Source organism: Pseudomonas sp. 22072, from assembly GCF_052046095.1.
In the GTDB taxonomy this organism is placed as follows: domain Bacteria; phylum Pseudomonadota; class Gammaproteobacteria; order Pseudomonadales; family Pseudomonadaceae; genus Aquipseudomonas; species Aquipseudomonas paracarnis.
Map to the genome: position 1 here is coordinate 110,172 of NZ_JBQEQE010000005.1, position 15,752 is coordinate 125,923.

14 protein-coding genes are annotated in these 15,752 nt (G+C 60.1%); 13 read left to right on the top strand and 1 reads right to left on the bottom strand.

What is annotated here, in order from left to right; all coding sequences use genetic code 11:
- Positions 1 to 325 precede the first annotated feature (325 nt).
- Positions 326 to 1,246: an ornithine carbamoyltransferase gene (gene argF / locus ACTJLA_RS07235; RefSeq protein WP_034126463.1), complete on the top strand. Its 921-nt coding sequence runs from the start codon at positions 326 to 328 to the stop codon at positions 1,244 to 1,246.
- Positions 1,243 to 2,352 (top strand): ABC transporter ATP-binding protein, encoded by a 1,110-nt coding sequence (locus tag ACTJLA_RS07240; RefSeq protein WP_034126462.1) that lies wholly within the window; start codon positions 1,243 to 1,245, stop codon positions 2,350 to 2,352. The genes argF and ACTJLA_RS07240 overlap by 4 nt, the downstream gene beginning before the upstream one ends.
- A 129-nt stretch (positions 2,353 to 2,481) precedes the next feature.
- Here the strand turns inward: ACTJLA_RS07240 and ybaK are convergent, their stop codons facing one another.
- Entirely contained in the window at positions 2,482 to 2,952 is a 471-nt protein-coding gene (gene ybaK, locus ACTJLA_RS07245) for a Cys-tRNA(Pro) deacylase (RefSeq protein ID WP_014717137.1), read from the bottom strand.
- A 325-nt stretch (positions 2,953 to 3,277) separates the two neighbouring features.
- Here ybaK and ACTJLA_RS07250 point away from each other — a divergent pair, with 325 nt between their 5' ends.
- From ACTJLA_RS07250 to ACTJLA_RS07300, 11 genes are all read left to right on the top strand, one after another.
- Positions 3,278 to 4,135: an MIP/aquaporin family protein gene (locus tag ACTJLA_RS07250; RefSeq protein ID WP_014717136.1), complete on the top strand. Its 858-nt coding sequence runs from the start codon at positions 3,278 to 3,280 to the stop codon at positions 4,133 to 4,135.
- Between the two features lie 76 nt (positions 4,136 to 4,211).
- Positions 4,212 to 5,717, top strand: coding sequence for a glycerol kinase GlpK (glpK, locus tag ACTJLA_RS07255; RefSeq protein WP_032893327.1), 1,506 nt, complete (start codon positions 4,212 to 4,214; stop codon positions 5,715 to 5,717).
- A gap of 94 nt (positions 5,718 to 5,811) precedes the next feature.
- On the top strand, positions 5,812 to 6,567 hold the full coding sequence (locus ACTJLA_RS07260) for a DeoR/GlpR family transcriptional regulator (protein WP_003188962.1): 756 nt from the start codon (positions 5,812 to 5,814) through the stop codon (positions 6,565 to 6,567).
- Between the two features lie 259 nt (positions 6,568 to 6,826).
- Positions 6,827 to 8,365: a glycerol-3-phosphate dehydrogenase gene (gene glpD, locus ACTJLA_RS07265; RefSeq protein ID WP_034126461.1), complete on the top strand. Its 1,539-nt coding sequence runs from the start codon at positions 6,827 to 6,829 to the stop codon at positions 8,363 to 8,365.
- Positions 8,366 to 8,699: 334 nt separating this feature from the next.
- Entirely contained in the window at positions 8,700 to 9,626 is a 927-nt protein-coding gene (locus ACTJLA_RS07270; protein WP_003188957.1) for a glutamate/aspartate ABC transporter substrate-binding protein, read from the top strand.
- A gap of 194 nt (positions 9,627 to 9,820) precedes the next feature.
- The gene (locus ACTJLA_RS07275; protein WP_014717132.1) at positions 9,821 to 10,567 is read left to right on the top strand and encodes an amino acid ABC transporter permease; all 747 of its coding nucleotides are present in this window, start codon (positions 9,821 to 9,823) and stop codon (positions 10,565 to 10,567) included.
- Entirely contained in the window at positions 10,567 to 11,238 is a 672-nt protein-coding gene (locus ACTJLA_RS07280) for an amino acid ABC transporter permease (protein ID WP_003188954.1), read from the top strand. Before ACTJLA_RS07275 ends, ACTJLA_RS07280 begins: the two co-directional genes overlap by 1 nt.
- On the top strand, positions 11,235 to 11,969 hold the full coding sequence (locus tag ACTJLA_RS07285) for an amino acid ABC transporter ATP-binding protein (RefSeq protein ID WP_007916729.1): 735 nt from the start codon (positions 11,235 to 11,237) through the stop codon (positions 11,967 to 11,969). Before ACTJLA_RS07280 ends, ACTJLA_RS07285 begins: the two co-directional genes overlap by 4 nt.
- A gap of 172 nt (positions 11,970 to 12,141) precedes the next feature.
- The gene (locus tag ACTJLA_RS07290) at positions 12,142 to 14,043 is read left to right on the top strand and encodes a sensor histidine kinase (RefSeq protein WP_054897713.1); all 1,902 of its coding nucleotides are present in this window, start codon (positions 12,142 to 12,144) and stop codon (positions 14,041 to 14,043) included.
- On the top strand, positions 14,040 to 15,377 hold the full coding sequence (locus ACTJLA_RS07295; RefSeq protein ID WP_034126459.1) for a sigma-54-dependent transcriptional regulator: 1,338 nt from the start codon (positions 14,040 to 14,042) through the stop codon (positions 15,375 to 15,377). Before ACTJLA_RS07290 ends, ACTJLA_RS07295 begins: the two co-directional genes overlap by 4 nt.
- Positions 15,377 to 15,715: a GlpM family protein gene (locus tag ACTJLA_RS07300; RefSeq protein WP_014717129.1), complete on the top strand. Its 339-nt coding sequence runs from the start codon at positions 15,377 to 15,379 to the stop codon at positions 15,713 to 15,715. Before ACTJLA_RS07295 ends, ACTJLA_RS07300 begins: the two co-directional genes overlap by 1 nt.
- The last annotated feature ends 37 nt before the right edge of the window (positions 15,716 to 15,752 follow it).

Below are 15,752 nucleotides of genomic sequence, written 5' to 3' on the forward strand. Positions count from 1 at the left end.
AACATGAGCAAATGTTTCAGAAACCTTGTCAGCAGGCGCTGAAACCGACGCGACCTGGCCCAAGCCGCCCCCGCGCATTGCAAAAGGCCTGGACGCCAGTGTACAAATGGCTCGCTGCTGTCAGGAAATCGTCTTCAAACGCGCGCCAGCGCCCTGCTTGAACACCCCTAAAGCCGTAGCCCTATTGGTAAAACGCGACATTTAATGTCAATATCGCGTCTTCCCCTATTTCGTCGCCCCGTGCGGCTTTCGCCGCAGGTCTCGCCCGTTGTCGCAATAAACAAGGCTTTGAGTATCTGCGGTCTGTTGCAAAAGGTAGTTAATGATGAGCGCAAGGCACTTTCTCTCCCTGATGGATTGCACGCCCGAAGAGCTGGTCAGCGTGATCCGTCGAGGCATTGAGCTTAAAGACCTGCGTAACCGCGGTGTACTGTTTGAGCCGTTGAAAAACCGGGTACTCGGGATGATTTTCGAAAAGTCCTCGACCCGCACACGCCTGTCGTTCGAAGCCGGCATGATCCAGCTGGGTGGCCAGGCCATCTTCCTGTCACCGCGCGACACCCAACTGGGCCGTGGTGAGCCGATCAGCGATTGCGCCATCGTGATGTCGCGCATGCTCGATGCCGTGATGATCCGTACCTTCGCCCACAGCACCTTGACCGAATTTGCCGCCAACTCCCGTGTGCCCGTGATCAACGGCCTGTCCGATGACCTGCACCCCTGCCAGTTGCTGGCCGACATGCAAACCTTCCTCGAGCACCGTGGCTCGATCCAAGGCAAGACCGTGGCCTGGATCGGCGATGGCAACAACATGTGCAACAGCTATATAGAAGCGGCGATCCAGTTCGACTTCCACCTGCGCATCGCCTGCCCTGAAGGCTACGAGCCCAGCGCCGAGTTCATGGCCAAGGCCGATGGCCGTGTGCAACTGCTGCGCGATCCGAAAGACGCAGTGGTCGGCGCGCACCTGGTCAGCACCGACGTCTGGACCTCCATGGGCCAGGAAGACGAAACCGCCAAGCGCCTGGCCCAGTTCGCGCCGTTCCAGGTGACCCGTGCGTTGCTCGACCTGGCCGCGCCAGACGTGCTGTTCATGCACTGCCTGCCCGCCCACCGGGGCGAAGAAATCAGCCAGGACCTGCTCGACGATTCGCGCTCAGTCGCGTGGGATCAGGCCGAGAACCGCCTGCATGCGCAAAAAGCCTTGCTCGAATTCCTCGTACCACCGTCGTACCACCACGCATGAGCCAGTCATTACTGCTGAACCTGCGCAATCTGGCATGCGGCTATCAAGACCAGCGCGTCGTGCAGAACCTCAACCTGCACCTCAACGCCGGCGATATCGGTTGCCTGCTCGGCTCTTCAGGGTGTGGCAAGACCACTACCCTGCGCGCGATTGCTGGCTTTGAGCCGGTGCATGAAGGCGAAATCAGCCTGGCGGGCGAAGTCATCTCCCGTGCCGGTTTCACCCTCGCCCCGGAAAAACGTCGTATCGGCATGGTGTTCCAGGACTACGCGTTGTTCCCGCACCTGAGCGTGGCTGACAACATCGCCTTTGGCATTCGCAAGCACCCGCAAAAAGAGCGCGTAGTTGCCGAGTTGCTGGAACTGGTCAACTTGAAGAACCTGGGCAAGCGCTTCCCCCATGAGCTTTCCGGTGGTCAGCAACAACGCGTCGCTCTCGCCCGGGCCCTGGCGCCGGAGCCGCAACTGCTGTTGCTGGATGAACCCTTTTCCAACCTCGATGGCGAACTGCGCCGCAAGCTCAGCCATGAAGTGCGCGACATCCTCAAGGCTCGCGGCACCAGCGCGATCCTGGTAACCCATGATCAGGAAGAGGCCTTCGCCGTCAGCGATCACGTCGGGGTCTTCAAGGAAGGCCGCCTTGAGCAGTGGGACACGCCCTACAACCTCTATCACGAACCGCAGACGCCTTACGTCGCCAGTTTCATCGGCCAAGGGTATTTCATCCGTGGTCGGCTGAACTCGCCCGAATCGGTCAGCACTGAACTGGGCGACCTGCGCGGCAACCGTGCCTACACCTTGCCGACCGGCGCTGCGGTGGACGTGCTGCTGCGCCCGGACGATATCGTGTATGCGCCGGACAGCGCGTTGAAAGCCCGGATCGTCGGCAAGACCTTCCTCGGCGCCTCAACGCTGTACCGGTTACAGCTGCCGACCGGCGCTCAGCTGGAGTCGATTTTCCCCAGCCATGCCGATCACCAAGTGGGCGCAGAGGTGGGGATTCGTGTGGCGGCTGAGCATTTGGTGGTGTTCCAGGCATCCGGCAGCACAGCGGCGCAAATTCCTGCTGTTGAGTCAGGCGTGCGCCGCCACAGCGTCGCTCACTGATAAAACCGGGTCGGAAGGTAGGAGCTGGCTTGCCTGCGATGCAGACAACTCGGGTTATCTGTTNCGTTGATGCTATCGCAGGCAAGCCAGCTCCCACATTTGATCCTCATAGACTTCAAAGAATGAATATCAGGCCCGCCCGATCGGTGCGAATTTGGCCTGGGTGTGTTCAGCCAACACCGCCGCTGGCAATTCAACTTCCAATCCTCTTCTGCCCGCGCTGACAAAAATCGTTGCAAAGGGTTGCGCCGTTTCATCGATAAACGTGCGCAGCCGCTTCTTCTGACCCAGCGGGCTGATGCCGCCCAACAGATAACCCGTGGAACGCTGCGCCGCTGCCGGGTCAGCCATTTCGACTTTCTTCACACCCGCAGCATGAGCCAGGGCTTTCAAGTCCAGACTTCCGACGACCGGCACAACCGCCACCAACAATTCACCCTTCTCACTGCTCGCCAGCAGCGTCTTGAACACCTGGGCCGGGTCCAGGCTCAATTTTTCCGCGGCCTCCAGCCCATACGAGGCTGCCTTGGGATCATGTTCATAACTATGCACACGATGTTCGGCGCGAACTTTTTTCAACAGGTCCAATGCAGGGGTCATAGCGGCTCCGGGCGGGCAAACTGATGGCCAATTCTAGGCCAAGCCTACCTAAAACGCTCTAGCACAGACCTATCACCGCAAAAGCAACGTGCCTTGGCCATGATCATTCACCACACCAATAGTTCGGAAATGACCAATGGTTCACTTTCGACCTTTGACAGCGGTCATTCTTGTCTATATTTTTTCGTTTCCGAATACCGTAGGAATAATCCTCTGGTACTCCGCAGTAAGCCGCGATCCAGGATGGGGATCCTTCTCGTGGTGAATATCGTGCAACTGCCCGTTGAGGCCGTGCGCAAGACAAGAACAACAATTGAGGTTTTCCATGACAACTGCTCTTCAACAGCCTTCACTTTCGAGCCAATGCATGGCCGAATTCCTGGGCACCGCGCTGCTGATCTTCTTCGGTACAGGATGCGTCGCCGCGCTCAAGGTCGCGGGTGCGAGCTTTGGCTTGTGGGAAATCAGTATCATCTGGGGGGTCGGCGTGAGCATGGCGATCTACCTGAGTGCCGGTATTTCCGGGGCTCACCTCAACCCGGCGGTCAGTATCGCCCTGTGCATCTTTGCCGATTTTGAAAAGCGCAAACTGCCCTTCTATATTCTTGCCCAGGTCGCCGGCGCCTTTTGCTCCGCCGCCCTGGTGTACACGCTCTACAGCAATCTGTTTTTCGATTACGAACAAACTCACCACATGGTCCGCGGCTCCCAAGCCAGCCTGGAATTGGCGTCGGTGTTCTCCACCTATCCCCATGCGCTGCTGAGCACGGCCCAGGCATTCCTGGTGGAGATGGTCATCACCGCCATCCTGATGGGCGTGATCATGGCTCTGACCGATGATAACAACGGCCTGCCACGCGGCCCCCTGGCCCCCCTGCTGATCGGTTTGCTGATCGCCGTAATCGGCAGCGCCATGGGTCCGTTGACTGGCTTTGCGATGAACCCGGCACGGGATTTCGGTCCCAAGCTGATGACCTTTTTCGCCGGTTGGGGTGAAATGGCCTTTACTGGCGGTCGCGATATTCCTTATTTCCTGGTGCCGATTTTCGCTCCGATTGTCGGCGCATGCCTGGGCGCTGCGGCCTATCGCGGGCTGATTGCTCGCCACCTGCCGAGCGCCGCACCGGCTATCGCTGAAGAAACACCTGACACGGCTGTCAACGGCAAGACTCGTATTTCCTGAAAGCGCCAGCCTGGTCCCCTGCCCTTCGCGGCCCAGGCTGATTTCTGACTTCCTTATTTCGTCCAAGGCAATTGACATGACCGACCTTCAGAATAAGAACTACATCATTGCCCTTGATCAGGGCACCACCAGTTCCCGGGCGATCATCTTCGATCGTGACGCCAACGTGGTGTGTACCGCCCAGCGTGAATTCGTCCAGCATTACCCGCAGGCTGGCTGGGTTGAACATGACCCGATGGAAATCTTCGCCACCCAGAGCGCGGTGATGGTCGAAGCGCTGGCGCAGGCCGGCCTGCACCATGACCAGGTGGCCGCCATCGGTATCACCAACCAGCGTGAAACCACGGTGGTCTGGGACAAGATCACCGGCCGCCCGATCTATAACGCTATTGTCTGGCAGTGCCGCCGCAGTACCGAGATCTGCCAGCAGCTCAAGCGCGACGGCCATGAGCAATACATCAGCGACACCACGGGCCTTGTGACCGACCCATACTTCTCCGGCACCAAGCTCAAGTGGATCCTCGACAACGTCGAAGGCAGTCGCGAACGTGCGCGCAATGGCGAACTGCTGTTCGGCACCGTCGACAGCTGGCTGATCTGGAAATTTACCGGCGGCAAGACCCACGTCACCGACTACACCAACGCGTCGCGCACCATGCTCTTCAACATCCACACCCTGGAGTGGGATGCGAAGATGCTGGAGATTCTCGACATCCCACGGGAAATGCTCCCTGAAGTGAAGTCGTCGTCGGAAATCTATGGCCGTACCAAGAGCGGCATCGCTATCGGTGGCATTGCCGGCGACCAGCAAGCGGCCCTGTTTGGCCAGATGTGCGTGGAAGCGGGCCAGGCCAAGAACACCTACGGCACCGGCTGCTTCCTGCTGATGAACACCGGCGACAAGGCGGTGAAATCCAAGCACGGCATGCTCACCACCATTGCCTGCGGCCCGCGCGGTGAGGTGGCCTATGCCCTGGAAGGCGCGGTCTTCAACGGTGGCTCCACCGTGCAATGGCTACGTGACGAGCTGAAGATCATCAACGATGCCCACGACACCGAATACTTTGCCGGCAAGGTCAAGGACAGCAACGGCGTGTACCTGGTACCCGCTTTCACCGGTCTCGGCGCGCCCTACTGGGACCCGTATGCCCGTGGCGCACTGTTCGGCCTGACCCGTGGCGTACGCGTAGACCACATTATTCGCGCAGCCCTGGAGTCGATTGCCTACCAGACCCGCGACGTCCTCGACGCCATGCAACAGGACTCGGGCGAACGCCTCAAGGCCCTGCGCGTGGACGGCGGCGCGGTTGCCAACAACTTCCTGATGCAATTCCAGGCCGACATCCTCGGCACCCAGGTAGAACGCCCGCAAATGCGCGAGACCACCGCCCTCGGCGCAGCCTACCTGGCGGGCCTGGCGTGTGGCTTCTGGGGCAGCCTGGACGAGTTGCGCGGCAAGGCGGTAATCGAGCGCGAGTTCGAGCCACAGCTGGACGAGGCGGCCAAAGAGAAACTCTACGCCGGCTGGCAAAAAGCTGTGAGCCGCACCCGTGACTGGGAGCCGCACGAAGGCGCCGAATAAGCCAAGCGCTGGCTTACGGCAGGTTGTAACTGGCAGGGAGCGGATTCCTGCGTCATCATGGGCCACTTTTGTATGGCAGCCCAAAGGACGCCCCATGAATCTGCCTCCCCGCCAACAACAAATCCTCGAACTGGTCCGCGAACGCGGGTACGTCAGTATCGAGGAAATGGCGCAGCTATTCGTTGTCACCCCGCAAACCATCCGCCGCGATATCAACCAGCTGGCGGACGCCAACCTGTTGCGCCGCTACCACGGCGGCGCAGCCTATGACTCCAGTGTCGAGAACACCGCGTACGCCATGCGTGCCGACCAGATGCGCGACGAGAAGCAACGCATCGGTGAAGCCATCGCCGCGCAGATTCCCGATCATGCCTCGCTGTTCATCAACATCGGCACCACCACCGAATCCATCGCCCGTGCGCTGCTCAATCACAGCCACCTGAAAATCATCACCAACAACCTCAACGTCGCCACCATGCTCAGCGCCAAGGACGACTTCGATGTGTTGCTCACCGGCGGCAATGTACGCCGTGACGGTGGCGTGGTGGGCCAGGCCAGTGTCGACTTCATCAACCAGTTCAAGGTCGACTTTGCCCTGGTGGGCATCAGCGGGATCGACGAGGACGGCAGCCTGCTGGACTTCGATTACCAAGAGGTGCGGGTTTCCCAGGCAATCATCGCCAATGCGCGGCAGGTGATCCTGGCGGCGGACTCCAGCAAATTCGGGCGCAATGCCATGATTCGGCTGGGGCCGATCAGCCTGGTGGACTGCCTGGTGACTGACCAGCAGCCGGTGCCGGCCTTGGTGCAAGTGCTGAATGAGCACAAGGTGCGGCTGGAAGTCGTTTAACGCCGGTTCAGGCGTCATCGCGTGCAAGCCCGACTCCCACAGTTTGAAATGCGATCAAATGTGGGAGCCGGGCTTGCCCGCGATGACGGCCTCACTCACACCCATACATTCACCTTTGTTCATAATTCTTCCTTTCCCCACCCTTCGATGAGTTTTTTCAATCGAAGTCGGGTGGCTGTGCCCGCAATTATCAGCTACCATTTTCGCAAATGAACATTAATGTTCGAATTCCAAGACGAAAAGATCGCGAGGCCAGCCGATGAACCCTTCCACCTTGCCTGCTCCACCGCTTGCCGAAGTCTATGACGTTGCCGTAATTGGTGGCGGGATCAATGGCGTCGGGATTGCAGCAGACGCAGCCGGTCGCGGTTTGTCGGTATTCCTTTGCGAAAAGGATGACTTGGCCAGCCACACCTCATCGGCCAGCAGCAAGCTGATCCACGGTGGACTGCGTTACCTGGAGCATTACGAATTCCGTCTGGTGCGTGAAGCATTGGCCGAACGCGAAGTACTGCTGGCCAAGGCACCGCACATCGTCAAGCAAATGCGCTTCGTACTGCCGCACCGCCCGCACCTGCGCCCGGCCTGGATGATTCGTGCTGGTCTGTTCCTTTATGACCACTTGGGCAAGCGCGAAAAGCTCGCGGGTTCCAAAAGCCTCAAGTTCGGTGCCGACAGCCCGCTGAAAAGCGAAATCACCAAAGGCTTTGAATACTCCGACTGCTGGGTCGACGACGCCCGCCTGGTGGTACTCAACGCCATGGCTGCCCGCGAGAAAGGCGCGCACATCCACACCCAGACCCGTTGCGTCAGCGCCAAGCGCAGCAACGGCATGTGGGAAATGAACATGGAACGTGCCGACGGCAGCCTGTTCTCGATCCGCGCCCGCGCCCTGGTGAATGCCGCCGGCCCATGGGTGGCCAAATTCATCCGGGACGACCTGAAGCTGGATTCACCGTACGGCATTCGTCTGATCCAGGGCAGCCACCTGATCGTGCCGAGACTGTACGAGGGTGCTCACGCGCATATTCTGCAAAACGAAGACCAACGCATCGTCTTCACCATTCCGTACCTGAACCACCTGACCATTATCGGCACCACCGACCGCGAATACACCGGCGACCCGGCTGCAGTGGCGATCACCGAAGGTGAAACCGACTACATGCTTAAAGTGGTCAACGCGCACTTCAAGAAACAGCTGAGCCGCGACGATATCGTCCACACCTACTCCGGCGTGCGCCCACTGTGCAATGACGAGTCGGACAACCCGTCGGCTATTACGCGTGACTACACCCTGTCGCTGTCCGGCGGCACCGGCGAAGCGCCGATCCTGTCGGTGTTCGGTGGCAAGCTGACCACCTATCGCAAACTGGCTGAGTCGGCCATGGCCCAACTGGCGCCGTACTTCACCCAGATGCGCCCAAGCTGGACTGCCACAGCCAGCCTGCCCGGTGGCGAACACATGACTACCCCAGAAGCCCTGGCCGATGCCATCCGCGCCAAGTTCGACTGGGTACCGAGCGAGATCGCCCGTCGCTGGTCCACCACCTACGGCAGCCGCACTTGGCGCTTGCTGGAAGGCGTGCAATCGCTCGCCGATCTGGGTGACCACTTGGGTGGCGGCCTCTATACCCGCGAAGTCGACTACCTGTGCGCCGAAGAGTGGGTAACACAACCGCAGGACGTGCTGTGGCGCCGTACCAAGCTTGGCCTGTTCACCACGCCGCAAGAGCAGGAAAACCTGCAGCGCTACTTGTCCAAGGTCGAGCAGAACCGCAGCAAGATCGAAGCCGCCTGACCGCCCCAGTGTAGGAGCGAGCGTGCTCGCGANATAAACGCGGCGTTTTTGCGTTTTTCGCGAGCACGCTCGCTCCTACGGACTATTCGGTTTTCCGAACGCGCACCTCTGCCCTATTCGGTTTGCCGGACTACCAACCGAAAATACTGCCGAAACAAAAAGTTAATTTCCATATAAATCATGAAGTTATCCTTTTGTTTTCGGTATGGCACGACTCATGCTCTACACTCTTCAACGATTGCCTGAGGCGCCTTAGGAGCCGTCACGGGCAGTCGCTTTACAAGAGAGCCGTTCAGCTGGCTTCATAAAAAAAACAAATGTCGAGGAAGTATTGATGCGCATCGTTCCCCATATCCTGGGCGCAGCTATCGCTGCTGCTCTGATCAGCACTCCAGTTTTTGCCGCCGAACTCACCGGCACACTGAAGAAAATCAACGACTCCGGCACCATCACTCTTGCTCACCGCGACAGCTCCATTCCGTTTTCCTACATCGCGGATGGCTCGGGCAAACCCGTGGGCTACTCCCACGACATCCAGTTGGCCGTTGTCGAGCAACTGAAAAAAGACCTGAACAAACCCGACCTCAAAGCCAAGTACAACCTGGTGACCTCGCAAACCCGTATCCCGTTGATCCAGAACGGCACCGCGGATCTGGAGTGCGGCTCCACCACCAACAACACCGAACGCGCCCAGCAAGTTGATTTCACCGTCAACATCTTCGAAATCGGCACCCGCCTGCTGGTCAAGAAAGACAAGGAAGGCAAGCCGTCCTACGCTGACTTTGCCGACCTGAAAGGCAAAAACGTCGTGACCACCGCCGGCACCACGTCCGAGCGCATCATCAAGGCGATGAACGCCGACAAGCAGATGGGCATGAACGTTATCTCCGCCAAAGACCACGGCGAATCCTTCCAGATGCTCGAAAGCGGCCGCGCCGTTGCATTCATGATGGACGACGCCCTGCTGGCCGGTGAAGAAGCCAAGGCCAAGAAGCCGGACGACTGGGTCATTACCGGTACTCCGCAGTCCTTCGAAGCCTACGCTTGCATGGTTCGCAAAGGCGACCCGGACTTCAAGAAAGCCGTGGATGACGCCATTGTCGCCCTGTACAAGTCCGGCGAGATCAACAAGATCTACGCCAAATGGTTCGAAAGCCCGATCCCACCGAAAGGCCTGAACCTGAACTTCCCGATGAGCGACAAGGTCAAGGAGCTGATCGCTAACCCTAGCGACAAACCAGCGCCAGAAGTAAAAATCTGATACCTGACTAAGCTTATGTCCTGAGGGAGCCAACCCTCCCTCAGGCGTCTGTAATTACCTGCTGGTTTTAACTTGGAACACTCGACCTGGCGGTTTTCGAGCCGATCGTGTGTGCCTGGCGTTCAACGTCAGGCGGGAACGGATCTTCCCCAAGCGGGTGCTTGTACATCGATCGATCTCGAGGGGAGACCCTAATGAATTACAACTGGGACTGGGGCGTGTTCTTCAAGTCCACCGGCGTGGGCAGCGAGACTTATCTCGACTGGTACCTCTCCGGGCTGGGCTGGACCATCGCCATCGCTGTCGTGGCATGGATTATCGCCTTGCTGCTGGGCTCCATTCTGGGGGTCATGCGCACTGTGCCAAACCGCCTCGTATCGGGCATCGCGACCTGCTACGTGGAACTGTTTCGTAACGTGCCGCTGCTGGTTCAGCTGTTCATCTGGTACTTCCTGGTACCGGACATGCTGCCGCAGAACCTGCAGGACTGGTACAAACAAGACCTGAACCCGACCACCTCGGCCTACCTGAGCGTCGTGGTGTGCCTGGGCCTGTTCACCGCCGCCCGTGTGTGCGAGCAAGTGCGTACCGGTATCCAGGCGCTGCCACGCGGCCAGGAATCCGCGGCGCGCGCCATGGGCTTCAAGCTGCCGCAGATCTACTGGAACGTGCTGCTGCCCCAGGCTTACCGCATCATCATTCCGCCGCTTACCTCGGAATTCCTCAACGTGTTCAAGAACTCCTCCGTGGCGTCCTTGATCGGCTTGATGGAACTGCTGGCGCAAACCAAACAGACCGCCGAGTTCTCGGCCAACCTGTTTGAAGCCTTCACCCTGGCCACGCTGATCTACTTCACCTTGAACATGAGCCTGATGCTGCTGATGCGCGTGGTCGAGAAGAAAGTCGCAGTGCCCGGCCTGATCTCCGTGGGGGGCAAATAATGGACTTCGATTTCAGCGGCATCATCCCCGCCATTCCAGGCCTGTGGAACGGCATGGTCATGACCTTGAAGCTGATGGTCATGGGCGTGGTCGGCGGCATCATCATCGGGACCATCCTGGCCCTGATGCGCTTGTCGTCCAACAAACTGCTGTCCCGCGTGGCCGGCGCCTACGTGAACTACTTCCGCTCGATCCCCTTGCTGCTGGTGATCACCTGGTTCTACCTGGCTGTGCCGTTCGTACTGCGCTGGATCACCGGCGAAGACACGCCGATCGGTGCGTTCACCTCCTGCGTCGTGGCGTTCATGATGTTCGAGGCCGCGTACTTCTGCGAAATCGTACGAGCCGGTGTGCAGTCGATTCCCAAGGGCCAGATGGCGGCGGCACAAGCCATGGGCATGACCTACGGCCAGACCATGCGCCTGATCATCCTGCCCCAGGCGTTCCGCAAGATGACGCCGTTGCTGCTGCAACAGTCGATCATCCTGTTCCAGGACACCTCCCTGGTCTACACCGTGGGCCTGGTGGACTTCCTCAACTCCGCCCGCTCCAACGGCGACATCATCGGCCGCTCCAATGAGTTCCTGATCTTCGCCGGTGTCGTCTACTTCATCATCAGCTTTTCCGCCTCGCTGCTGGTCAAGCGTCTGCAAAAAAGGTTTGCCGTATGATCTCTATCAAGAACATCAACAAGTGGTATGGCGACTTCCAGGTGCTGACCGATTGCAGCACCGAGGTTAAAAAAGGCGAAGTGATCGTGGTGTGCGGGCCATCCGGCTCGGGCAAATCCACCCTGATCAAGTGCGTCAACGCACTGGAACCGTTCCAGAAGGGCGACATCGTGGTCGACGGCACCTCCATCGCCGACCCGAAGACCAACCTGCCAAAACTGCGTTCGCGCGTAGGCATGGTGTTCCAGCACTTCGAGCTGTTTCCGCACCTGACCATCACCGAAAACCTGACCATCGCGCAGATCAAGGTATTGGGCCGCAGCAAGGAAGAAGCCACCAAGAAGGGCCTGCAACTGCTCGAACGCGTGGGCTTGTCGGCACACGCCCACAAGCACCCAGGCCAGCTCTCCGGCGGCCAGCAACAACGTGTGGCGATTGCCCGCGCCCTGGCCATGGACCCGATCGTCATGCTGTTCGACGAACCGACCTCGGCGCTGGACCCGGAAATGGTCAACGAAGTGCTCGACGTGATGGTGCAACTGGCCCACGAAGGCATGACCATGATGTGCGTGACCCACGAAATGGGCTTTGCGCGCAAAGTGGCCGACCGCGTGATCTTCATGGATGCCGGCAAGATCATCGAAGACTGCCCGAAAGAAGAGTTCTTCGGCGACATCAGCGCCCGCTCCGAGCGTGCGCAGCACTTCCTCGAGAAAATCCTGCAGCACTAAAAGCAACACCGTTCGTCCTGTAGGAGCCGGGCTTGTGTGGGAGCTGGCTTGCCTGCGATGGCATCGCCTCGGTGCAACTGTTACACCGAGGCGCCTGCATCGCGGGCAAGCCCGGCTCCCACACAAGCCCGCTCTTACACTGGCGAGAAGTAGCTGACCCAAGGCATCTGTGATGAAATGCGACCCCAATCAATATCGCGCCGCGCCGCCATCACTTGCCGTGAAGCCTCGTCTGATACGCCAACTGTTCCTGCCGCCGTTGATCATCGCCCTCATGGTCGGCCTGGGTTATATCGGCTTCTGGGTCAGTGACTACTACGGAATCCGCACCCTCAGCGACAATGGCGAACGCCAGTTGGAGCTGCACGCCCGCACCGTCGAAAGCGAACTGAGCAAGTACACCTACCTGCCCAGCCTGCTGGAGCTGGAGTCCAGTGTTTCCCAACTGCTCGCCGACCCGAACCAGGAAACCCGCAAGACGGTCAACGACTACCTCGAAGGCCTGAACCGCCGCAGTCGCAGCCGCGCCATCTATGTAATGGACACCACCGGCCGTGTGCTGGCCACCAGTAACTGGCGCGATGCCGACAGTTACCAAGGTGAGGACCTGTCCTTTCGCGCCTATTTCCAGAACGCTGTACGCGGCCAGCCCGGTCGTTTCTACGGCATCGGCAGCACCAACGGCGAACCCGGCTATTACCTGGCCCACGGCCTGGAAGAGCACGGCAAGATCATCGGCGTCGCCGTGGTCAAGGTGCGCCTCGAAGCCCTTGAAGAGCGCTGGCAACGTGCGCGCCTCGAAGCTTTCGTGAGCGATGAGAACGGCATCATTATTCTTTCCAGCGACCCGGCGCGTCGCCTCAAGGCTGTACGCCCGCTGAGCGATGACACCAAGGACCGCCTGGCCCACAGCCTGCAATATTACTGGGCGACGCTCAATGAACTGCAACCCCTGGCCCGTGAGCGCCTGAACGAAGGCACCGAGAAACTGACCTTCCCGGCCAACACCGAAGTGGTCAACGACCAGCACGCCGTCAGCTACCTGGCGCAAACCCGCCCGCTGAACGACACGCCGTGGAACTTCACCCTGCTCACCCCGCTCAACGACCTGCGCCGCGCCGCGATCAACCAGGGCATCCTGGTGGCCGTCGCCTTTGGCCTGGTCGCCTTCCTGCTGATCGCCTGGAACGAACGGCGCAAGGTCATCGCCACCCGCCTCGCCGCACGGGAAGCCTTGCAGGAAGCCAACAGCCAGCTTGAGCGTCGGATTGCCGAACGCACCGCCGACCTGCGCGCCAGCAACGAACGGCTCAAGGGCCAGATTCGCGAACGACGCCAGGCCGAAGAAACCCTGCGCCACGCCCAGGACGAACTGGTGCAGGCCGGCAAACTCGCGGCCATCGGCCAGATGTCCACCAGCATCGCCCATGAACTGAATCAGCCGCTGGCAGCGCTGCGCACGCTGTCGGGCAACACCGTACGCTTCCTTGAGCGCGGCGCCCTGGACACTGCCAGCACCAACCTCAAGACCATCAACGAACTGATCGACCGCATGGGCCGCATCACCGCGAGCCTGCGCTCCTTTGCCCGGCGCGGTGACGACCAGGGCGAAGCCAGCCTCGGCAAGGCCGTGGACGCCGCGTTCCAGGTGCTCGGCGCGCGCCTGGACAGCCTGCCGTTGACCGTGCACCGTGACTTTGCCAACGCCCAATTGCAGATCGACCAGACCCGCCTGGAGCAGATCCTGGTCAACCTGATCGGTAACGCGCTCGATGCGATGCAGGCCCAAGCAGTGCCGCAACTGTGGCTGGAAGGCCAGAACGGCGATGGCAAATACCGCCTGTTGGTGCGTGATAATGGCCACGGCATCGACCCCGAGGCGCGCAAGCATTTGTTCGAACCCTTTTTTACCACCAAGCCCGGCGAACAAGGCCTGGGCTTGGGCCTGACCCTTTCCGCAAGCCTCGCGGCCGCCACAGGCGGTAGCCTTGCCGTGGAACATCCGGCCAATGGTGGTACCGCCTTTGTCCTGAACCTGCCATTGGTGGGCGCTCAACGAGCTGAGTCGACATGAATACACAAGCCCAAGACCTTACCGTCCTGATCGTCGAAGACGACCCCCATGTACTGCTCGGTTGCCAGCAAGCATTGGCGCTCGAAGACATCACTAGCGTCGGCGTGGGCAGCGCCGAAGAAGCGCTCAAGCGCATCGGCGAAAACTTTGCCGGCATCGTCATCAGCGATATCCGCCTGCCGGGCATCGATGGCCTGGAACTGCTGACCCGCCTCAAGGCCCTGGATAAAAGCCTGCCGGTGGTGTTGATCACCGGGCATGGCGATATCTCCATGGCGGTGGGCGCCATGCGTAACGGCGCCTACGACTTCATGGAGAAACCCTTCTCGCCCGAACGCCTGGTGGACGTGGCACGCCGCGCCCTGGAACAACGCGGGCTGGCGCGGGAAGTCTGGTCGCTACGCCGGCAACTGGCCGAACGCGACTCGCTGGAAGGCCGCATCATCGGCCGCTCGCCGGCCATGCAAAACCTGCGCGAACTGATTGCCAATGTCGCCGATACCTCGGCCAACGTGCTGATCGAAGGCGAGACCGGCACCGGCAAGGAACTGGTCGCGCGCTGCCTGCATGATTTCAGCCGGCGCCATACCCACCAGTTCGTCGCCCTCAACTGCGGTGGCCTGCCGGAAAACCTGTTTGAAAGCGAGATTTTCGGCCACGAGGCCAACGCCTTCACCGGCGCCGGCAAACGTCGCATCGGCAAGATCGAGCATGCCCATCAAGGCACGCTGTTCCTCGATGAAGTAGAGAGCATGCCGATCAACCTGCAGATCAAATTGCTGCGGGTGCTGCAAGAACGTACGTTGGAACGCCTGGGTTCGAACCAGAGCGTGGCGGTGGATTGCCGGGTAATCGCTGCCACCAAGTCCGACCTCGACGAGTTGAGCCGCGCCAGCCAGTTCCGCAGCGACCTGTACTACCGCCTCAACGTCGTCACCCTGGAACTGCCGCCTTTGCGCGAACGGCGCGAAGACATCCTGCAACTGTTCGAACACTTCCTGCAGCAATCGTCGCTACGCTTCGACCGGGCGGTGCCGGAGCTGGACAACCAGACCCTATCCAGCCTGATGAGCCACGACTGGCCAGGCAACGTGCGTGAGCTGCGCAACGTCGCCGAACGTTTCGCCCTCGGCCTGCCCGCCTTCAAGAAAAGCGGCGCCGGCAGCGGCAACCAAGGGGTTGCCTTTACCGAGGCGGTGGAAGCCTTTGAGCGCAACCTACTCAACGATGCCCTGCAACGCAGCGGCGGGAACCTGACCCAGGCCAGCCAGGAACTGGGGATGGCCAAGACCACCCTGTTCGACAAGGTCAAGAAATACGGGTTGAGTCACTGATGGATCTGTTCCTGAAGGCTGCACTTGGCGCCGCAGTGGTGCTGATCCTGGCGGCGCTGGCCAAGACCAGAAACTATTACATCGCAGGCTTGGTGCCGCTGTTTCCCACTTTTGCGCTGATCGCCCATTACATCGTCGGCAAAGGCCGAACGGTTGCGGACTTGAAGACCACGATCCTGTTCGGGATGTGGTCGATCATTCCGTACTTTGTGTATTTGGCGACGCTGTATGTGATGGTCGATCGGCTGCGGTTGGAGGCATCGCTGGCAGTCGCCGCCGTGGCCTGGTTGATGGCCGCGACGGTGTTGGTCAGCGTGTGGGTACGCCTGCACACCTGACGCAACACGGCAGATCGTTCCCACGCTCCCGCGTGGG